General features: G+C 39.4%; 16 protein-coding genes. 9 read left to right on the top strand and 7 right to left on the bottom strand.

Going from position 1 to position 20,799, the window contains the following annotated elements; all coding sequences use genetic code 11:
• Positions 1-31: 31 nt before the first annotated feature.
• From DC498_RS13345 to ku, 5 genes are all read right to left on the bottom strand, one after another.
• Complete coding sequence (locus DC498_RS13345; protein WP_116874665.1) at positions 32-931, bottom strand: SAM hydrolase/SAM-dependent halogenase family protein; 900 nt, start codon at positions 929-931, stop codon at positions 32-34.
• Between the two features lie 159 nt (positions 932-1,090).
• A complete protein-coding gene (locus DC498_RS13340) occupies positions 1,091-2,956 on the bottom strand; it encodes a M1 family metallopeptidase (protein WP_116874664.1) in 1,866 nt (621 codons plus the stop codon).
• Between the two features lie 183 nt (positions 2,957-3,139).
• Complete coding sequence (gene ligD / locus DC498_RS13335) at positions 3,140-5,032, bottom strand: DNA ligase D (RefSeq protein WP_116874663.1); 1,893 nt, start codon at positions 5,030-5,032, stop codon at positions 3,140-3,142.
• A 56-nt stretch (positions 5,033-5,088) separates the two neighbouring features.
• Positions 5,089-5,739, bottom strand: a complete 651-nt coding sequence (locus DC498_RS26560) for a DNA polymerase ligase N-terminal domain-containing protein (RefSeq protein ID WP_116874662.1) — start codon at positions 5,737-5,739, stop codon at positions 5,089-5,091.
• Positions 5,740-5,742: 3 nt separating this feature from the next.
• Complete coding sequence (ku, locus tag DC498_RS13325) at positions 5,743-6,510, bottom strand: non-homologous end joining protein Ku (protein WP_116874661.1); 768 nt, start codon at positions 6,508-6,510, stop codon at positions 5,743-5,745.
• Positions 6,511-7,273: 763 nt separating this feature from the next.
• Between ku and DC498_RS13320 the strand changes: the two genes are divergently transcribed.
• Both DC498_RS13320 and DC498_RS13315 read left to right on the top strand, forming a co-directional pair.
• Positions 7,274-7,909, top strand: a complete 636-nt coding sequence (locus DC498_RS13320; RefSeq protein ID WP_116874660.1) for a hypothetical protein — start codon at positions 7,274-7,276, stop codon at positions 7,907-7,909.
• Positions 7,910-7,943: 34 nt separating this feature from the next.
• Positions 7,944-8,564 (top strand): M949_RS01915 family surface polysaccharide biosynthesis protein, encoded by a 621-nt coding sequence (locus DC498_RS13315; protein ID WP_116874659.1) that lies wholly within the window; start codon positions 7,944-7,946, stop codon positions 8,562-8,564.
• A gap of 119 nt (positions 8,565-8,683) precedes the next feature.
• On the opposite strand, the gene DC498_RS13310 is transcribed toward DC498_RS13315, so the two are convergent.
• Positions 8,684-9,289 (bottom strand): tRNA-(ms[2]io[6]A)-hydroxylase, encoded by a 606-nt coding sequence (locus DC498_RS13310; protein WP_116874658.1) that lies wholly within the window; start codon positions 9,287-9,289, stop codon positions 8,684-8,686.
• A 370-nt stretch (positions 9,290-9,659) separates the two neighbouring features.
• Between DC498_RS13310 and DC498_RS13305 the strand changes: the two genes are divergently transcribed.
• From DC498_RS13305 to DC498_RS13285, 5 genes are all read left to right on the top strand, one after another.
• Complete coding sequence (locus DC498_RS13305) at positions 9,660-12,107, top strand: penicillin acylase family protein (RefSeq protein WP_116874657.1); 2,448 nt, start codon at positions 9,660-9,662, stop codon at positions 12,105-12,107.
• A 74-nt stretch (positions 12,108-12,181) separates the two neighbouring features.
• Positions 12,182-12,538 (top strand): hypothetical protein, encoded by a 357-nt coding sequence (locus DC498_RS13300; RefSeq protein ID WP_116874656.1) that lies wholly within the window; start codon positions 12,182-12,184, stop codon positions 12,536-12,538.
• A gap of 38 nt (positions 12,539-12,576) precedes the next feature.
• The gene (locus tag DC498_RS13295; RefSeq protein WP_133176848.1) at positions 12,577-15,036 is read left to right on the top strand and encodes a DUF5686 and carboxypeptidase regulatory-like domain-containing protein; all 2,460 of its coding nucleotides are present in this window, start codon (positions 12,577-12,579) and stop codon (positions 15,034-15,036) included.
• Between the two features lie 186 nt (positions 15,037-15,222).
• Complete coding sequence (gene trhO / locus DC498_RS13290) at positions 15,223-16,260, top strand: oxygen-dependent tRNA uridine(34) hydroxylase TrhO (protein ID WP_116874654.1); 1,038 nt, start codon at positions 15,223-15,225, stop codon at positions 16,258-16,260.
• Between the two features lie 300 nt (positions 16,261-16,560).
• Complete coding sequence (locus tag DC498_RS13285; protein ID WP_206197612.1) at positions 16,561-18,021, top strand: arylsulfatase; 1,461 nt, start codon at positions 16,561-16,563, stop codon at positions 18,019-18,021.
• Here DC498_RS13285 and DC498_RS13280 read toward each other — a convergent pair.
• Complete coding sequence (locus DC498_RS13280; protein ID WP_116874653.1) at positions 17,979-18,695, bottom strand: HAD family hydrolase; 717 nt, start codon at positions 18,693-18,695, stop codon at positions 17,979-17,981. The two genes, DC498_RS13285 and DC498_RS13280, sit on opposite strands and share 43 nt — an antisense overlap.
• Positions 18,696-19,017: 322 nt before the next feature.
• Here DC498_RS13280 and DC498_RS13275 point away from each other — a divergent pair, with 322 nt between their 5' ends.
• Both DC498_RS13275 and DC498_RS13270 read left to right on the top strand, forming a co-directional pair.
• Complete coding sequence (locus DC498_RS13275) at positions 19,018-19,281, top strand: hypothetical protein (protein WP_116874652.1); 264 nt, start codon at positions 19,018-19,020, stop codon at positions 19,279-19,281.
• Positions 19,282-19,332: 51 nt separating this feature from the next.
• Positions 19,333-20,799: an ATP-binding cassette domain-containing protein gene (locus DC498_RS13270; protein WP_116874757.1), complete on the top strand. Its 1,467-nt coding sequence runs from the start codon at positions 19,333-19,335 to the stop codon at positions 20,797-20,799.

Below are 20,799 nucleotides of genomic sequence, written 5' to 3'. Positions count from 1 at the left end.
GGAGAATAATTCTTCACTACCGTATTTCCTGTTATTTCCTTACCTCAATATTCCAGTCGGCGCCGTTGCTGATATGAAACCGCGAAGCAAAATTACCCATGTTGATGGCCAGTGAAAAATTCATCAGGCTGTTTTGATAAGCGAGCGCTTCTCCTTCAGGCACATTACCAAATGATTTAGCATAAGGTATTTTACCAGCATATACTAAAGTATCCAGGTGCATGATCTCAACATGCAGCGTATCGCCATGTTTAACTTTTAAAGTATTAAAAACTGCTGTGTCAATATTAGTCCAAACGTTACCGTACTGGGGATCAAGCACAGGTATATTGCCTTTAATTTTCCCATTTGAAAATACAGGCTTTTGATATGGCATCTTAACTACTTTAGGCGGCATTTCCGGGCCAACCTGCTCAAACTTGATTTTCCCGGAAGCCAGTTCAGCCGCTGTATAAGCAAATATATCCCTGCCATGAAAAGTATAAGAATTTGAAGAGCCTTCCCGGTGATGAAGCTTTTCATCAATCTGCCGGAGTGAAGCAACTCCCATCGTTTCAGCAATAAGCGTAAGCGTGCCGTTATCAGGCGTTACAAAAAAATACCCGTTTTTTGTTTTTAAAACCACTCCTTTTCTTTGTGTGCCTACGCCTGGATCGACCACGGAAATAAATATTGTTCCTTTAGGCCAATAGGGAGCAGTTTGCTGAAGCCGGTAAGCAGCTTCCCATATATTATATGCCGGTATTTCGTGCGTGAGATCGAAAACACGCGTATTTGAAGATTCTTTAAAAATTACACCTTTCATTTCGGCAACAGCTCCGTCTTTTAAGCCAAAATCAGTTTGTATTACAATAGCCGGAGTATTATTAGTACTGCATCCACATAGTGCAATAACAATAACAAAAATAAAAACGAAAGAAAGATACTTCATGGTTTAAGGTGAATACTACTGTTTAACTGCAAATATCTTCTGCAGGATGGAATTATTTTAAGCGAATATATAATGTAATATGAAAAAATAATTTGACTGGTAAAAAATAATATTAAAACAATCCGGCTTTTAAAAAGTCATTATTTCCGTATACAAAAATTACTCGTTTATCCATACATTATTGCTTTTGTCTACATCTGCATTGTAAAAACTCCCCAACGCTACCTTAATGATCTTTTTTGAACCACTTACCGGAATTGCAACTGTTTTATTCCCTTTTTCCCATACTGCTATACTCCGGTGAATTTTTTCGGTTGTATTATCTGCAAAATATACGGTAATATCTACAGGTGCAGGCTTATTGCCTTTTGATGCTATTGTAACGCGTTTAGGTTTTACGCTGGCAATTGCAAGATCAGGATAGCCCATATCAAAAAACCATGTTTTCCAGAACCAATTGAGATTTTTGCCTGAGCCTTCATTCATGCAATTAAAAAAATCGTATGGTACCGGATGCCTGCCATTCCATGTTTTGATATAATGATGCAATGCTTTAAAAAACAGTTCATCGCCCAGCATATCTTTTACATACAGGTAACCCAGTGCGGGTTTGGGATAGGAATTGATAGAAAAAGAAGTTTCACTTTCGTAATACATGCCCTGCAGCTGTGTAGTAGGTGTCATTATGGGCAGATCAATTTCTTTACCGGCAACATTCTGGTATGCCGCCATAGCAAAACTATCAATCTCATTGGGCAGATACATAGGCGTAAGCAACCATTCGCCCAATGTTGCCCAGCCTTCATCCATCCAGCCGTATTTTGTTTCGTTAATGCCCATATAAAAAGGGAACATGGTATGAAATATTTCATGAGAAGTCAATGAAAAACTTCCAACGGCTCCTGCAACAGGCACATCATTTACCATCATAGGATATTCCATTTTGTCAAGCCCGTCAAAAACGGTTTCATGATTATAGGGATAAGGCCATTTGGGAAACCGATAGCTCATATATTCCACGGTTTTGCGTGCTTCGTTTATCACATCATCATAATCCTTATGAGCCGGGGCATATACCGCATCCACCCTTGTTCTTCGCTGGGTTGTACTATCTACAACCAGGCTGGCTGCTTTCCATATATAATGATTGCTTACCGCGAATGCAAAATCAGTTACATTTTTTGCTTCAAATCTGAAAGTATTGACAGACTTATTCACTGTAAAACTTTTCTTTGCAAGATCATTTTCATCAATTACGGTTATTACATCATCTTTTGTTTCGGCTGCCTGCAGTCTTTCACAAATAGCGGAAGCATATACTTCACTGCAATTTTTCAGATCACCGGTTGCCCAAACGCCATAATTCCCCGGTACGGTAATATCAACATTGAAATCGCAGAAGTCATTGTAAAATTCATAGGTACCGAGATAATCCGGCATATTCCATCCATCAATATCGTCATACACTGTTATCCTGGGAAAACTATAGGCGATAAAATAAGCACCTTCCGCAACTTCGCCTGTGCGTATATGTGAGCCTTTGTTTAAAGTATATGCATATTCGATAGTGAAATGAATGTTTTGCCCGGGCAACAATAGCTTTACAGGAACCGTCATATTAGTGCCCTGGATAAGCGCAGCGCCTGCATCCTGCTGTTCACCATCAACAACAATTTTTGTAATAGACATGCCCCTGGTTAAATCAGCAGGCTCTACAGGCCAGGAGCGGGTTACACCGGCTTTATACAGGTCTGTATATAGTTTAAATACAATTTTATTAAGGGTATCCGGGCTTTGATTGCTGTAATCAATATCCACTTTACCGCTTAACAGTCTTGTGGTTGGATTGAAGTTAATACTGAGGTTATATGTAGCGGTATTCTGCCAGTAGTTCTTTCCCGGCTGTCCATTATGGCTGCGTGTATTTTTATTAAAAGCTGCTTCAATATTCCTGGCAACCGGTAAGTTAATCTGCGCTGATGCCTGCAGGGAAGAGCATACCAGCAGAACAAAAAATACTCTCATGTGTAAGTTAGTTTGGGATGGTTAAATGTACTTAAAAAAATGAAGCAACATTAACTTTTGAGACTATAATGGGTTACTTTCTCCCACAGTAACTATTTTTAATTTAATACAACCTGCCGACGGAATCGCAGTGGGAGAATCCTGTTTTCAAAACAGGCATTAACGTAAAGTGTACATTGTTATTTATCTCTCCATCTTTTTTATACACTTCAAAATATCTGCTCCTTTACCGAGAACAGGTTTGAAGATATCACCCTTTTGAGAAATTCTTTTGGGCATGGTATGTATATCAAATTGCGAGGGATGTAAACCTTTCTTTACCTCCTTCCAATCCAGCGGCGCGGAAACCGTTGCACCTTTTTTTGGTCGGACACTGTATACACTTGCAATGGTCTGCCCTTTCCTGTTCTGCAAATAATCTATATAAATCTTCTTATTTCCGCGTTTCTTAAGATTACGCTCTAACGTAGTAAAGCCAGGCAGCATTTCAGTTACCCGCATTGCCGTAAGGTGCGCAAAAGTTTTTACCTGCTCATACTCATACTTATTTGCCATCGGTACAAAAACATGTATGCCGGATGCCCCCGAAGTTTTGCAATACGACTTTACACCGCACGCATCAAGCACCTGTTTTGTTGCCTGTGCTACTTCAATCACCTGCTCAAAAGTATTCTTTTCCGAGGGATCAATATCAATGATCATATATGTTGGTTTTTCCAACCGCTTTATTGTACTGTTCCACGGATTCATTTCAATACAACCAAGATTAGCAAGATAAAGCAGGGTAGCCTTATCATTGCAAACGATATAATCAATATTCCTCTGGTTGCTTTCTGAAAATATTTCAACAGAGGAAACCCAGTCCGGCGCTGTATCACCTGCGTCTTTATGGTAAAAACTGCTCCCCTTTATTCCATTCGGAAAGCGGTTTAAACTTTCAGCCCGGTCTTTCAGGTATGGCAAAATATATTTCGCCATTTTATCGTAATAATTTACCAGGTCGGCTTTGGTATACCCATCATCCGGCCAATATATCTTTTGCTGATGGGTAAGCTTTACTTCATGCTTACCAATAACAACTATCTTATCATCAATACCCGAAGCAATATTTTTTGCAACCTTTGGTTTTGCACCTGCATGCGATGCTGCTTTTTCTTTTTTTGTTAGTGGCATTGCTTTTTCTTTTTCCGGAATTACAACATCTTTAGCAGGCTTATCTATTCTCAATCCCATAAAAACCGGGTGCCTGAAAATATGATCTTCTGTAAGTTCAGCAAACTTAATATTACAAACCAGCCTGGGTTGCACCCAGGTAGCAGGCATATTGGTTTTAGGTGTAACATCAAACGGAGATGTTGTTCTTATAAGCGGCTTTAGCTTATTGTATACTTCCGTTAATGTTTTTTCATCAAAGCCTGTGCCTGTATGACCTGCATACACAAGCCTGCCATTATTATACCTGCCCAGGATCAGCGCACCGAATTTTTTTCTTGAACCGCGGGGCTCGGTAAACCCGGCAATAACCGCCTCTTCTGTTTTATGATGCTTTATTTTCAGCCAGTCTTTACTGCGTGTATTTTCAGTATAAGGTGCTGATGCACGCTTGGCTATTATACCTTCAAGGTTTTTCCTGCGGGCTGCTTCAAAAAAACCAATGCCATCTTTTTGAACATGATCACAGTATTTTACAAAATCATTTTCTGTCAATGCCTCCTTCAATAACTCCTTACGCTCAAGCGTAGACAAGGATTCTGTGCTATGCCCGTTGAGGTGTAACAAATCAAACACATGATATACCAATGGAATGGCAGGATTATCTCCAAAATGCTGAAGCGTTTGAAAATCTGGTAAATTCTTATCATTGTAAGCAACAATTTCACCATCTATGATCATTGCATGTTTTTGACCCTGCAGCGCTTCTGTTATGGTAAAATACTTTTCTGCTAATGATAATCCGTTACGTGAATACAGCCTGAAATCTTTTCCAATCCCTGCAATCGCCCTGTATCCGTCCCATTTAATTTCAAAAAGCCAGTCTGCATCATCAAAAGGTTCAGCGCCGGGGCTGGCCAGCATGGGATGTATATAATGCTTAAACTTTTTTTCGCCGGATAAATGTGCTGCGTAATTTTTTACCCTTTTTGTTGCTTCAGGGACTTTTTTTTTACGGCAGTCCTTATGCCTTTGGCCGGTTTTCCCGTTCCTTTGGCCAAAGCTGCTTTTGTTACTTTAGATGTTTTACTGGTAAATTTTTCAGCATCATATGTTGAAGCAACCGCATATTCATCATTATGCTTGATCAAGAGCCAGGCATTTTCTGCATCTGCTGTTTTCATCTTCACCAGGGCAAATTCACCTTTCAGTTTTTTTCCGTGCAAAATAAATTTAAGAGAACCACTTTTAAGTTCCGCCAGTAAAACAGATTCATCTTTCTTCTGCGGATCTTTCTGTAAGCCTTCATATGTTCCTTCATCCCAAATCTCCACCTCCCCTGCTCCATAATTACCTGCCGGAATAGTTCCTTCAAAAGTTCTGTAATCATAAGGATGATCTTCTACCATCATGGCAAGCCTTTTATCCGCAGGATTCATTGAAGGTCCTTTTGGCACAGCCCAGCTTTTTAACACGCCTTCCATCTCCAGCCTGAAATCATAATGCAGTCTTGATGCGGCATGCCGCTGCACTACAAACTTCAACTCCCTGCTGCCTTTTTTAATTTTACCGGAGGGCTCCGCGGTAGATTTAAAATTTCTCTTCTTTTTATATGCTGTTAATCCTGCCATAGTCTAAGAGGCTTTCTTTTTGGTGAGACTGGCTTTTAACTGTTCCATCAAATCATCGGTTTTAAGATGCGCCACACGCAATTCAGGTGTAACCACCTTTTTACCTTTGGCTTTAGCCTCTATGATCTTCATCAGCCTGGCGGCATAGGTATTTTTATACACGGAGATATTGAATTTTTCGGATAGCTGATTAATTAATGAAACCGCCATTTTCAGCTCGGCCGGTTTAATGGTTCTCTTAGGAACAGAAAGTGCTGTAGTTTTCCTGATCTCTGACTGGTATCGTATCCGCTGAAAAAGGATTATATTTTCATACGGTCTTAATATCCCCAGCACTTCCCTGTTGCGCATTACAAAAGTACCTACCCCGCACATTTTGGTTTTCTTAAGCGATTCAACAAGTAATGTATAGGCAGCTTCACCATTCTTTTGCGGCTCCAGGAAATAAGGAGTTTCAAAATAAATACTATCAATTTCATCTTCTTTCACAAAGTTATCAATAGCCAGCAATTTTGATTTTTCGGGAATAGCTTTTTCAAAGTCTTTATCATCCAGCACCACATATTTGCCTTTATAATCGTATGCTTTTATAATATTAGCCCATGCTACTTCCCTGCCTGTTTTTTCATTCACTCGTTTAAACCTGATATTACTGTGATCTTTTTTATCAAGCATATCGAGATCAAGGTTGCTCTCTTCAGTAGCGGCATATAGTTTTACAGGAATATTTACCAGCCCGAAGCCGATGGCTCCCGTCCATATTGCTTTCATAACTTAATTTTATACAAAAAGTAAAACAAAATTGATACCAGTTAACGCTATCAATAATCGTCCAAGGCGATAAGAAAATTTGCCGGGCAAAGACGCCTGGCAAGCATACCGGCAGTGTTATCCCTAAATTAGTATAGTTTACGAAGAAGAACAAAGAAGTGCGCATTTCAAATTTTGCAGGCAGGTGTCTCACCATAGCCGTCAACTCAAGCCCGGAAGGTTTAAACCATGCCTGCAGACAGATTTGAATAGCGGGCAAAGGATCGGTAGTTCCGGCATGGGGATGAAATGTTTTTCAGTATTTCACTGATCACTTTACATTAGGGGTATCCCCTGACGGGCAAATAAAACGTTCGGTATATTTGCTGCCAACAGGTAGCCGCTATGCGGCAGGACACAATGGGCTATCAGCCGTCAGCTTCAGCAATACACGTCTCACGTTTTATATCTCACATTTCTCATACCACCCTCATCACTCATTTTTCCCGTTGTCCTGCTTTCTTTTCCGTGCCATCGGCACAACCCGTTTGTAAACAAAAGGATAATTTTCAATTATGCGCCGTAGGTGCTACCCTAATTATGTAAAGAAGACCGCACCTGGAGCATGCATTGTGAAGCTGTTGTTTCTTAAGTTGTCATGCTTAAGCAGGCAGATCAAATAAAACAGGCATTACTTGTTTATGTTTACAGTACAATTGAACCGGAAAAGAATGGCAAGTACGGAAAGCAATAAATAAATCAACCTAACGATTATATATAGCTTATGTCTATTAAAAATAATATTAAAAAATATTACCTGGTACCTGCTGTTGCATTTCTCGTTCAATTTCTCCTGGGTATTATCTTCATTAAATCACCTAACTCTTTCCTCGTAAATTTGTTAATAATATTTTCCGGGGCATTAATATCTTCTTTATTAGCCGGTACCATCTATTACTTACAGGATACCAAATGGGGACCTGCCAAAAGGGAAAAACGATTTTCCAAATCGCCTTTCAGAGAGCTATTGCTAAATGGTTTTACCCGTGAAAATAATTTTATAATTGGCTATATCTCAAAATATCCTGTAATAATAATATACAACTGGGGACTCGAAAAACCATCTGTTAATATTCATATCTTCTTTAATTCGCACTACCGCGGAAGAAAACTCGCTTTTGAAGATACAGCGGAGATAGAGAAAAGAAATCTAAAAAAAACAATGTGGTCAAATCATAATTATTTCTGGAGGGAAAACTCAATCGCACATTTTATGGCGTATAATTTTTCACCTCCGGATTATGAAAAAGTGCTTTCAAAAGCAGATGAAATAATTAACATGCTGCGGAATGAAGCACTACAACCCATCAATATTAATGAGGCTAAAAAATATTTTGATGAGGAACGTGACAAGCTATAGATCTGCTGGTTTAAATTATTTTAAATCTTCTAACATGAAGTTTTCAATTTTTATAGTGATCTTATTATACTCAGCTTACTCATATGGTCAACTTCCCGTAAAAACCCTCAGCAAAAATGAAATTCCATCGCAAATAAAATACACAGGGCATATTATGAATGCCGTGAAATGGATAGAAAATAATGAAACACATTATGCAGTAACTACCGAAACAGGTATATACTCAGGTAAAGGAAATGAATTTGGAGAATTTAGAAATGCTGAGCTATATGCCTATCATTATATAGTAATTGCAGATAGCGTTCAACTCATCTGGAAAGTATATGACTATTCAAAAGATTGTGCGTTGGATGTAAAGGCAGCATTTACAAAGGATGCTTTTGCGATAACCGATCTTGATAAAAATGGCATAGCAGAAATCTGGTTAATGTATGAAACTCAATGTACGGGCGATGTATCTCCTGCCATAGCAAAAATTATCATGTACGAAGGAGGTAAAAAGTATGCTTTAAGAGGAGAAAGCAGGGTAAGGTATTCCGATAAAGATTTTTCCGGCGGTACCTATACTCCTGATAACAACTTCAGAACCGGCAACCCTTTATTTAAACAATATGCCAAAAAGCTTTGGCAAAGGGTTATGAGCAAAGTTAAGTAAATGCTGTTCTATTTCCTGCTGGTACGCGTCTTCATGCAATAATATAAAGTGTCCGTATTTAGATATATGAAGACGTATCCCGTAAAAAAGCGTTCGATACTTTGCTTTAAAGATCGGGCTCAGTGTATCCTATCCCCCCTCACTTCCAGTTGCTGCATCACATCAGCTTCATACGCCAGCCATTCGGTCCAGCGTTTTCTTACTTTGTCTTTGTCTATATAGGTTTCTGCAAGCTCTATGAATAAGGTATAATGCCCTGCTTCGCTTTCCATGAACCGGCGGTAAAACTTACGCATGTAATCATCATTCAATCCCTCGCTTAATCTTTTAAAGCGTTCGCAACTGCGGGCTTCAATCAGTGCCATGGTCAGGAGCTGATCTAAAAAGCGGTCTTCAATGCTCCCGCCTTTTTGTTGAAATTCAATCAGCTTATTTACATATATATCTTTGCGTTGTTTTCCTAATACCAAACCACGTTTCTGCAATTCTGCAAGTACCAGGCGAAAATGTCCCCATTCCTCTGTTACAATAGGAGCCAAAGCAGTTACCATCTCTGCTTTATCGGAATAACGCTGAATTAAACTAATACAGGTAGTAGCAGCTTTTTGTTCGCAGTAAGCATGATCCGTTAAAATATCTTCCATACTTATTGATGCCAGGTCAACCCAGCGCGGATCAGTAGGCAACTGCAGACCAAGTATATTTTTTACATCTTCCTCATTCATGTGTTTACAATAAAATGCAAAAATAGCTTTTAAAAGTTGTTATCCTTCACGTATACAGCCTGATGCTAAGAATGCACTGTTTTCGTTCCTGCTGCTGCATATTGTTCATAGAAGACTGCATTTAAGGTCACAATAAAAATGCTATACCGGTTAAGCAATCCGGTATGTATTCATGCACGCTATGCAACCATTAAGAAGTTAAGGGAATTAAGCATACCGAATAATTAGTCATAATATTGTTTAATTCCTTAATGGTTGCAACCTTAAATCATCCCACACACGCGGAACGCCGGATTTTGTGGCGTTTCTTCCAAATTGTGGTTTCTAAATTTGTTTTTATTTTTCTCCTCCAACCCTGTAATTTTAAATTATGAGAATAGTTTTCTTCTGTATTTCATTGCTTGTAACCGCATTGCTGCTTTTTGCATTAGGCACTGCTACATGGACGCCTCTTGCACTCGGCAATTTTTTAAGTCCTCAGCATGGTATATGGCAAAATGCTGAACCTGCTAAACAAAGTTTTGATGCAACGCTCCATTTTCCTGAGCTGAAAGGCAATACAACAGTATACCTTGATGAAAGACTGGTGCCGCATATTGTTGCCGATAATGATGAAGACGCTTATTTCATACAAGGATATCTCCATGCAAAATTCCGTTTATGGCAAATGGAATTCCAAACCTATGCCGCTGCAGGAAGAATAAGTGAAATTGTGGGTGATGTTGCAAGAGATTATGATCGTGGCAAAAGAAGATTGGGTATGGTTTATGCCGCTGAAAACCTTTTAAAAGAGATAGAAGCAGACCCGGTTAGCAAAGCTGAGGTAGACAATTATACCGCGGGTGTAAACGCATATATAGCAACATTAACCGAAAGCAGGCTGCCTGTTGAATATAAACTCCTTGGTTATGCGCCTGAAAAATGGAACAATCTTAAAACCGCTTTGTTCGTAAAGCAGATGACGGAAACACTTGCCGGCTTTGAAAATGATCTGCCTATGACAAAAGCCCTGGCTTATTTCGGAGATGCAAAATTGCGTTTGCTTTTTCCGCAAATAGCGGATGCTCTTGATCCTGTAATCCCCAAAGGAACGGTATATCCCGAAGCAACAGTACATCCTATTCCGCCTGCATCAAAAGACTCATTATACATTCAACCCGACACAACAACAGTGCAGGATAAATTGAAAGAAATTAATAAACCCAACCCTGCCAATGGCAGTAACAACTGGGCCGTAAGTGGCAATAAAACGCAAAGCGGTGCGCCTATACTTTGTAATGATCCGCATCTTACATTATCACTTCCGTCTATCTGGTACGAAATACAAATGATAACGCCTACTATGAATGCATATGGTGTAAGTTTTCCCGGTGCACCTGGTGTTATTATCGGCTTTAATGATAGTATAGCATTTGGCTTTACTAATTCCGGGCGTGATGTAAAAGACTATTACAGTATTCAGTTTAAAGATGAAACCAAAACGCAATACAGGTTCGGGAACGATTGGAAAAGCGCTGACCTGCGCATTGAAGAAATTAAAATAAAAGGGAAACCGCCTGTATATGACACTGTAGCATATACGGTTTTTGGGCCTGTAACCTATGACAATAGTTTCCCGGCTTCAGAAATGCCTGGCAAAGCATTGGCTGCAAGATGGAAAGCGCATGATCCTTCAAACGAATTATTGTTGTGGCACTATCTTGACAGGGCGAAGAACTATGAAGATTATGAAAACGCTTTGCAATATTTTACCTGTCCGGCACACAATGTGGCATTTGCTTCAAAATCCGGGGATATTGCTATATGGCAGCAGGGAACTTTTCCTGCACGCTGGAACAGGCAGGGTGTATATGCAATGCCCGGGGAAGACAGCAGCTACATGTGGCAAACATTTATTCCCCGGAGTGAGAACCCTCATGTGCTTAATCCTGAAAGAGGTTTTATCAGCAGTGCCAATCAGCGGCCTGCAGATTCTGCCTACCATTATTTTATTCCCGGAGAATATGATTTATATCGTGGCATAGAAATCAACAGGCGGCTGGCAGCCATGAGCAATATCACACCACAGGATATGATGAAACTGCAAAATGACAATTACAATGCATTTGCAGAAACAGCCCGCCCTTTATTGCTAAAGTATATTACACAGAGCAGTCTTGAAGGAATGGCAAATCAATATCTTGACACAATAAGAAACTGGTCACTGAATAATGATATCAATTTAACTGCTCCAACGCTTTTTACATTATGGTTCAAAAATCTTGAAAAGCAGGTATGGGATGATGAATTTGAAAAAGCAGGTGTTGATAAAATGCTCCCTTCTCAACCAACGTTAATAGAAGCTCTGTTAAAAGACAGCACGTTTGCATTTGCGGATAATATTAATACTCCGCAAACAGAAACAATAGCCGATGCTGTGAGTGCTGCTTTTGCAAAAACTGTTGCTACGGCAGATTCGCTTGCGTCTGTAAACAAGCTCACTTGGGGCATGTATAAAAACACATCCATCTATCATTTGCTTAAAACCAAAGTAATGCCTTTTGCAAGAACAGGTTTAATGGTGGGCGGAGGAAAGCATGTAATTAATGCAACCCAGCACGACCATGGGCCAAGCTGGAGAATGATTGTGCATTTAACCAAAGACACTGAGGCTTATGTGGTATACCCGGGAGGACAATCGGGCAATCCCGGCAGCCCTTATTACGATAATTTTATTGATAAATGGGCTGCAGGAGAATATTACAAGGCCTGGATAATGAAAAAAGGGGAAGAAGGTTCGGATAGGTTGGTTTGGAAAATGATCTTTAAAAAAGGATAATTATCATTGCCGCGGATACACGGATTGCTTTTTTTAACAGATGCAGACGTGGCAAACAATTTAAAATTATACGAATGAAATTTATCATATCACTTATATTGATTGCGCTGCTGAGCTTTGCTTTCTCGCTGTACCTGCCCTGGTGGAGTATTGCGATAGTATCATTTGGAGTACCGCTGGTTATCTGGCAAAAGCCTTATCTTGATTTTATTGCCGGTTTTGCAGCATTATTTTTATTGTGGGGCGGGCTTGCATGGTATACCAGTTCCGCCAACAGTCATTTGCTTGCTGAAAAAATTGCCGTGCTGGTTATTAACAAAAACAGCCCGTTAACGCTGATAACCATAACAGCATTGGCCGGCGCTTTAGTTGCAGGACTTTCAGCGCTTACAGGATCATTGTTAAGAGGCATTATCTGGAAAAAAGCGTGAATGGCACAATAATTTCAATAGCAGGCTATATTCCTTTCATGAAGAAAAATTTATGTTTTACATTGCCATTTTTGTTTGCCTGCCTGTATAGTTTCGGCCTGCCGGTAAACGGCATCATAAAAAGCGATAAAGGAGAAGTATTATCATTTGCATCTATTGTAGTAAAAGGATTATCAGCCGGAACTACCGCCAATAATGAAGGAAGGTATGTGCTTAATCTTCCCGATGGGAAATACACATTGCAATGTATGCATGTTGGCTATAAAATGGTAGAAAAGCAGATTTCCATCAGCGGAACAGGTATACAGGTTGATTTTGTTTTACCACAACAGGAATTAACATTAAAAGAAGTAGTAATTGGCAGTAATACGGAAGACCCGGCTTATGAAATAATGCGCCATGCAATAAAGATGCGCCCGGTATATAAAGACCAGGTTGATGCATTTGAATGCCAGGTATATATTAAAGGGCAATTACGCCTGAAAGATTTTCCAAAAACTATTTTCGGCCAAAAAGTAGCATTTGATGATGGCGATACAGGAAAAAATAAAATGATCTACCTGTCTGAAACGATCGCCAAATATTATTTTCAGAAGCCCAATAAAGAAAAGGCTGTTGTTACCTCAACCCGCGTTAGTGGTTCTGCAGAGAGCTTTGGATTCAGCAATCCTAAATTCCTGACTTTTTATGATAATAATATACAGATAAGTAATGTGCTCAACCCGCGGGGTTTTATTTCCCCGGTTGCGGATAATGCGCTCAATTTTTACCAGTATAAATACCTGGGAAGCTTTACTGAAAATGGCAGGCTGATAAACAAAATAAAAGTGATTCCCCGCCGGGCTTATGAGCCTTTATTCAGCGGAGAGATCAACATTGTAGAAAACGAATGGCGCATACACAGTGTGAATCTCCTGCTCACCAAGTCGTCGCAGATGGAGCTTGCAGACTCACTCCATATTGAGCACCTATACGTTCCCGTTACCAATGATGTATGGATGATCCACAGCCAGGTACTATATCCATCAGTAAAAATGTTTGGATTTGATGCAACGGGGAGTTTCGTATCGGTCTATACTAACTACAATCTTGAGCCAAAATTTGATAAAAAATTCTTTAACAATATTGTGATAAAATATGACTCCGGTTCCAATAAAATGCCAAGGCAGTATTGGGATACGGTTCGCCCTGTGCCATTGCTCAATGATGAATTGCTTGACTATGTAAAAAAAGACAGTATAGAAATTGTGCGCAGGGATCCACGGTATCTTGATTCAATAGACAGGAGAAGAAACAGAATTACGGTTGGCGGACTGCTTGTTTTTGGACAAACCTTTACCAGGCAAAGTAAAAAATCTTCATTCAGTTACCCGCCGCTCATTGATATTGCCAATTTCAACACCGTAGAAGGATTTAACCTGAATATGAATGTAACATATTCAAGAAGGTTTGCTGAAGCAAAATCCGTTTCTTTTACGCCAACAGTGCGGTATGGTTTTACCAACCGGCACTTCAACACTGATCTTTCCGGCAGGTATACTTTTGGTAAAAAGCATACAAATGTTATTGCACTTTCAGGCGGTAAGCGGGTATTTCAGCTAAACAATGAAGCGCCTGTTCATCCCTTTGTAAATACGTATAATACTTTGTTCTTTGGAGATAATTATATGAAGATTTATGAAGCCTGGTTTGGAAGAATGGACTATACAAGAGGCATTGGCGATGGCTTTACAATAAAGGCTTCTGTAAGCTACCAGGACAGGATACCGCTTGAAAATACAGACAATACTTTCTGGGGCAAAAGTAAAAATCTTACCAGGCGAACACCTAATTATCCCGTAGAGCTTACCACTTCAAATTTCCCGCGCCACCAGGCATTATTAACTTCTTTTACCGTAAGCTACCGGCCCGGTACTAAATATATTCAATTACCGGAACGTAAAATAAATTTAGGCTCAAAATATCCATTGTTCAGTATCAGTTATGCCAAAGGGCTTAACGGTATTGCGGGCAGCGATATTGATTTTGACCGCTGGAAATTTTCAATTAAAGATGATATCAATGCAAAGCTTTCGGGTATTTTCAGCTATCATTTTTCTTTGGGAGGATTTTTAAACAGCCGCAAAGTTGAGTTACCCGATTACCAGCATTTCAACGGTAATCAATTACTAACTGCAACGGAATACCTGAACAGTTTTCAATTGTCGCCTTATTACGCCCGCAGTACAACAGCCAGGTTATACGGCACATTAAATATCGAGCATCATTTTAACGGCTTTCTTACCAATAAAATCCCGTTGATCAAAAAATTAAATATCTATCTCGTAGCCGGCGCAAATGCTTTTGTGGTAGATAAAAGCAACTACTATTATGAAGTATTTGCAGGAATAGAAAACATATTAAAAATTATTCGTGTTGATTATATACGCGGCTATGGAGACCGGGGGTTTTATGATTATGGCATCAGGATCGGCTTCAGGGGAGTGACAGGAAATTGATTGGAGATTGGAAATAAAAGATGAAGGGAAGGCATAGGGGTGGGAGTATCTTCGCGTTTTTAGTTTGTGGTTTACGAAACCTCTAACCATAAACCACAAACATCTCAAATCTCCTTACCTTTGCGCCGTTAAGAAATTTTGTTCGTCATGCAAACGATCCGCCAGAGGGCGTAAAATTTCAATCTTATGGCAGTATTACACAATCGCGTTTCTCAAAAGGAACTCAAACAGCTTTTGCTGGAAGAAAAAGAGCCCCGCAAAACCATTTCATTTTACCGGTATTTTTTTATTGAAGACCCTCAACAGTTCAGGGATGAATTGTATAAGGCATTGAATACTATAAAAGTCTTTGGCAGAATATATGTTGCTTCAGAAGGCATCAATGCGCAGGTAAGCGTTCCGGAAAGCAATTTCGAAGCGTTCAGAAGTTATTTATACAGTATTCCGCCGTTAAATAATCTCCGGCTTAATATTGCGGTAGACGATGATGGAAAATCTTTCTGGGTATTGAAAATAAAAGTCCGGGATAAAATAGTGGCAGACGGTATTACTGACCCGGATTTTAGCATGTCTGTAAAAGGGAAATATGTAGATGCAGAAGGATTGAATAAGCTTGCCAACGACCCGGATACTGTTGTGATTGACATGCGTAATCATTATGAGTTTGAGGTAGGGCATTTTGAAAACGCTATTGAAATTCCAAGTGATACTTTCCGGGAGCAGCTTCCGATGGCGGTGGATATGATGAAAGAACATAAAGACAAAAACATTATTATGTATTGCACCGGTGGTATTCGTTGTGAAAAAGCCAGTGCCTACATGCTGCATAGTGGCTTTAAAAATGTATTCCACCTTGAAGGAGGCATTATCAATTATGCAAAACAGGTAAAAGAGCAAGGACTGGAAAGTAAATTCATAGGTAAAAACTTTGTGTTTGATGATCGCCTGGGAGAGCGTATAACGAGCGATATAATTGCGCGTTGCCACCAGTGCGGGGAACCATGTGATGATCATACCAATTGCAAAAATGATGGCTGCCATTTATTATTTATTCAATGCAAAAAATGCGCTGAAAAATACAGTGGCTGCTGCAGTACAGTATGCCAGGAGGTTTACCAGATGCCTGAGGAAGAACAGAAAGCGCTACGAAAAGGAATTGACAAGGGTCAACATATTTTTAATAAAGCTAAAGCAAGAGTACGCCCGCGGCTTGGAGAAGTATAGGTTACAGGTTATATGTGTACCAGCTTATTAACCGTTTTGTGCTTTAAGTACCTGCAACTTGAAACCTGTAACCATTAAGATACATTTTACGTTTTACGTTTCCCGTTTAATTTGACATATCTCATAAAAAAGCAGGCTTTCACAATGAAGAAAAAAGTGCTCCGTTAAATACGAAACAAATAATCAAACGAAGTCCCGGTGCTAAAAAACTTTAATCAGCATCGGGGCTTATTTTTTATTCCTGTACGCAAAGCTGTTTGTATCTTTAAGTATATCTTTAAACCTGCAATAGTTTTTGCCGTGAAAAAAAATACATCCCGCATTCCATCTATATACATTGCCTTAATAGCAGTCGTAACCATTCTTTTTTATGCAGCTGAAGGCACAGCACAACAAAGAAGAACGAATAACAAACCTAATATCATTTTCATAATAGCAGATGATTTGGGATATGGTGATATAGAGCCATATGGGCAAAAGCTTATTAAAACTCCTCACCTCGTAAAGTTGGCAAAGGAAGGTATGCGCTTTACGCAGTTCTATTCCGGCACTACGGTTTGCGCACCATCACGCTCATCGCTTATGACAGGCATGCATACCGGGCATACTATAATCCGCGGTAATAAAGAAATGAAACCAGAAGGGCAATATCCTATAGCTGATACTACATTCACTATTGCCGAAGCATTAAAAAATGCAGGATATACAACCGGGCTTTTTGGCAAATGGGGATTAGGTCCGATGGAAAGCACAGGCGATCCTTTAAAACATGGTATAGACAGATTTTACGGTTATAACTGCCAGCGGGTGTCACACAGGTATTACCCCAATCATCTATGGGATAATGAAAAGAAAGTGATACTTGAAGAAAATGAAAATCTCAAAAAAGCGGTTACATATGCACCGGATCTTATTCAGCAGCAGGCATTAAAATTTATTGATGAAAACCAGCAACAACCTTTTTTAATGTTTCTTACCTATACATTACCGCATGCTGAATTGCTTGTGCCTGATGATAGCATCTATCAATATTATAAAGGAAGGTTTCCGGAAACACCTCACAAGGGAGATGACTATGGCACGGATGCAACAGAAGGAGGCTATACATCACAAGCTTTTCCACATGCAACATTTGCCGCGATGGTAAGCAGGCTCGATTTATATGTAGGACAGGTAATGCAAAAATTGAAAGCATTGAACCTTGATGATAACACGATCGTATTTTTCACAAGTGATAATGGTCCACATGTAGAAGGAGGTGCTGATCCTGTTTTTTTCAATAGCGCCGGCGGATTTCGTGGTGTAAAAAGAGATATGTATGAAGGCGGTATACGCGTGCCATTTATAGCAAGATGGCCGGGTAAAATAAAATCCGGAACCAATAATAATTATATTGGCGCTTTTTGGGATATTTTCCCCACGTTTACGCAAATTGCTAAAACCGAAACACCAACCAATTTAGATGGGATATCCTTTTTCCCGGCGCTCCGCTCTTCAAAGCAACACCAGCATGAATATTTATATTGGGAGTTTCATGAGGGAGGCGGTAAGCAGGCTGTGCGGAGCGGCAACTGGAAAGCCATCCGGCTGAATATTTTTGATGCGGGAAAAACTACAGTTGAGCTATATAACCTCAGTAAAGACCCTCATGAAACAAATAATATTGCCACACTGTACCCGGAAATTGTGAAAAGGCTTACAAGCCTCATCGACGAGGCTCATAATCCTTCTGATATATTTCCCTTTCCAAAAGAGAAGTAAGGCATTTCATTAATATCTTTCAGCAAAGGATCTTTATAGTTTTTTATAAACCTGAGTATATTGTTGTACCCGGTAAATTCATCTTCTGTATGCATAGTAGTAAGTACTATTGATTTCATGCCGGCGTTTTCAGCGGCTTCAACGCCTTTAGGCGCGTCTTCAAAAACAATGCAGTTTGCCGGGGAAGTATGCAACAGCGCCGCCGCTTTGGTAAAAGTTTCAGGATCAGGCTTGCTCATCTTCACATCATCAGCACTTACAATGGCAGAAAAGTAATGCCTGATATGTAAATTATCAAGCACAAAATTAATATTGAAAGGAATGGCTGCTGAACCTATAGCCATTGGTATATTTTTGCTGTGGGCAAAAGCCAGGAAGGGTTCAAGCCCTTCTATTAATTTTAAATGCGGAAGAAAAGCACGCTGGTATCTCTTTTCTTTTTCAATTGATATGCGGTTGGCTTCTGCTTCATTAAAATGCCCCTGCCCGAAAATGCGTGCAAGCACTTCTTCATTCTTTCCATACATCTGCTTTTTTACCTCTTCTTCAGTAAGATTTGCTTTCAGATCATTGTTTAAAATATCATGCCAGGCAATGGTATGGAAGGCCATATCATCTATCATAGTGCCATTAAGATCAAAAATCAAAGCTTTAATTGCTATATTTTCACTCATTATTGCTGTCTTTGAAAGCGGCAAAATTCTGGTTTTTGCCCCAATATTTAAAATAAAGCTCATGCATTATGTAAAATAATATATGTATGTACCGTGTTTTCACAGCTAAAATTAATTTTCTGTAAAATGCTGCGGCATATTGGCTCTATATGCAATACAGATGTATAATTCCTTTAAATTTGTATCCATGGCGGCAAAAACCTATGATGCAAATTTCCGCCGGTTTACTTACTAATTCCATTATTACGGTACTATAACCTCATTAAAATTCTTACTACTTACCCATTAAATCTGTATTGATCAGGTTTAAAATTGAATTGTTATGTACTCGTATGCTTTGTTAGAAAAAGGATGTTATTATCTTATTCAGGAGAAAGAAACTTCACCTGTGGTGCTGATCAGGATAATGTCAGAATCTGATCATTGTGTTTTTGTAACCAGGTATGTAGAATCTGAAGTAACTGAATGGAAAAGAAAGACAGACCCTATTGTTGAAATCCTGGAACTGCTTGATGACAGGGCGGTGAAGGAGTGGCAATCTTCATATTATAATAATGAAGACGCCTATTATGAAGACGAAGATTAAGCCATTTGTAAACAAAACAATAACTTCATCCATTGTAAAATGAAAAATACAATGGATGATTTTTTTTTACGCATAGAAGATGTTACAGTAAGGTCCGGGGAAAAAGAAGTTTTAAAAAAGCTTAATCTCAATATAAAGGATAATGAAGAATGGGCGATAGTTGGCGCATCAGGAAGTGGCAAAACCACATTGGCCAACACACTTGCGGGCAAACATTATTTTACCGGCAATATTCAATTTAAAAATGGTGCTAAGCCGGATATTGTTGTGGTTGAACAGCAGCATCGTTTTAAAAACCTCTCTAATGTTGCTGATTTTTATTACCAGCAGCGCTATAATTCTTCAGACGCGGAAGATGCAGTAACCGTAGCTGAAGCGCTGGAGCAATTAAATCCCCGGCAAAAAAAAATTGCCACAGGTATTGAAGTGGCAACTTTGCCTGCGGTACTTCATATAACACATATAATGAATGAACCCCTGATACAATTATCAAACGGGGAAAATAAAAGACTACAGATAGCCAAAGCTATTTTGCAGGAACCGGAATTACTGATACTCGATAATCCGTTTGTTGGACTTGATGTTGAAGGAAGAAAAATATTAGCGCAGATCATAGATACCCTGAAAAAAACGGGCGTTAAAATTTTGCTCATCACATCGCCATTTGAAGTGCCTGACAGCATAACGCATGTTGCTGTATTGCAAAACGGCACAATAGTATCCGCCACTAAAAGAAAAAATTTTGATCCGTATTCCGTACCTGGAAGCGAGACATTCAGCATCGATCATAAAGCTTTGCATGCGCTTAAAAAAAATGAAGCACAGGATTTTGATTATGCCATACGAATGAGAAATGTGGAAGTAAAATATGGTGATCGTATTATTCTGCATAATATAAACTGGGATGTGAAGAAAGGAGAATGCTGGAGTATATCCGGACCAAACGGCGCAGGCAAATCAACTTTATTAAGCTTGATTACAGGCGATAACGCCAAAGCATACGCAAATGAAGTATATCTTTTCGATAAAAGGCGGGGCACAGGCGAAAGTATATGGGATATAAAAAAAAAGATAGGGTACCTGTCACCTGAAATGCATATTTACTTTGACTATACGTCCACAACCTTTCAAACAATAGCTTCCGGACTTTTTGATTCCATCGGCCTATTCCGGCAGTTGAATGAAGCGCAAAGAAAACAGGTAAACGAATGGATGCACCTGCTGCAACTGGAAAAAATTCAAAACAAGCTGCTGTCCCAACTTTCTGCCGGCGAACAAAGACTTGTTTTATTAGCGAGAGCGCTGGTCAAAAATCCGCCCATGCTTATCCTGGATGAACCCTGCCAGGGTCTCGACAGCAGGCATATTGATGAATTCCGGCAGATCATAAATGATATCTGCCAAACCTTTGGTACTACATTATTGTATGTAAGTCATTACAGGCACGAAATACCCGAATGTGTAACAAAGGCTTTGTATTTGAATAATGGTGAAATGAGGATTGAAAAGCGTGATTAA

The sequence above is a fragment of the Terrimonas sp. genome, assembly GCF_003075435.1.
Taxonomy (GTDB): Bacteria; Bacteroidota; Bacteroidia; order Chitinophagales; family Chitinophagaceae; genus Agriterribacter.
The sequence above is the reverse complement of the archived record's forward strand: the minus strand, read 5'-3'. Positions and strand labels throughout refer to the sequence as shown.

Bases quoted from the DNA above. Each gene is read 5' to 3' on its own strand.
- DC498_RS13345 (WP_116874665.1), bottom strand. From the start codon at position 931: ATGAAGTATCTTTCTTTCGTTTTTATTTTTGTTATTGTTATTGCACTA.
- DC498_RS13340 (WP_116874664.1), bottom strand. From the start codon at position 2,956: ATGAGAGTATTTTTTGTTCTGCTGGTATGCTCTTCCCTGCAGGCATCA.
- ligD (WP_116874663.1), bottom strand. From the start codon at position 5,032: ATGCTGGCCAGCCCCGGCGCTGAACCTTTTGATGATGCAGACTGGCTT.
- DC498_RS26560 (WP_116874662.1), bottom strand. From the start codon at position 5,739: ATGGCAGGATTAACAGCATATAAAAAGAAGAGAAATTTTAAATCTACC.
- ku (WP_116874661.1), bottom strand. From the start codon at position 6,510: ATGAAAGCAATATGGACGGGAGCCATCGGCTTCGGGCTGGTAAATATT.
- DC498_RS13320 (WP_116874660.1), top strand. From the start codon at position 7,274: ATGTCTATTAAAAATAATATTAAAAAATATTACCTGGTACCTGCTGTT.
- DC498_RS13315 (WP_116874659.1), top strand. From the start codon at position 7,944: ATGAAGTTTTCAATTTTTATAGTGATCTTATTATACTCAGCTTACTCA.
- DC498_RS13310 (WP_116874658.1), bottom strand. From the start codon at position 9,289: ATGAATGAGGAAGATGTAAAAAATATACTTGGTCTGCAGTTGCCTACT.
- DC498_RS13305 (WP_116874657.1), top strand. From the start codon at position 9,660: ATGAGAATAGTTTTCTTCTGTATTTCATTGCTTGTAACCGCATTGCTG.
- DC498_RS13300 (WP_116874656.1), top strand. From the start codon at position 12,182: ATGAAATTTATCATATCACTTATATTGATTGCGCTGCTGAGCTTTGCT.
- DC498_RS13295 (WP_133176848.1), top strand. From the start codon at position 12,577: ATGAAGAAAAATTTATGTTTTACATTGCCATTTTTGTTTGCCTGCCTG.
- trhO (WP_116874654.1), top strand. From the start codon at position 15,223: ATGGCAGTATTACACAATCGCGTTTCTCAAAAGGAACTCAAACAGCTT.
- DC498_RS13280 (WP_116874653.1), bottom strand. From the start codon at position 18,695: ATGAGTGAAAATATAGCAATTAAAGCTTTGATTTTTGATCTTAATGGC.
- DC498_RS13275 (WP_116874652.1), top strand. From the start codon at position 19,018: ATGTACTCGTATGCTTTGTTAGAAAAAGGATGTTATTATCTTATTCAG.
- DC498_RS13270 (WP_116874757.1), top strand. From the start codon at position 19,333: ATGGATGATTTTTTTTTACGCATAGAAGATGTTACAGTAAGGTCCGGG.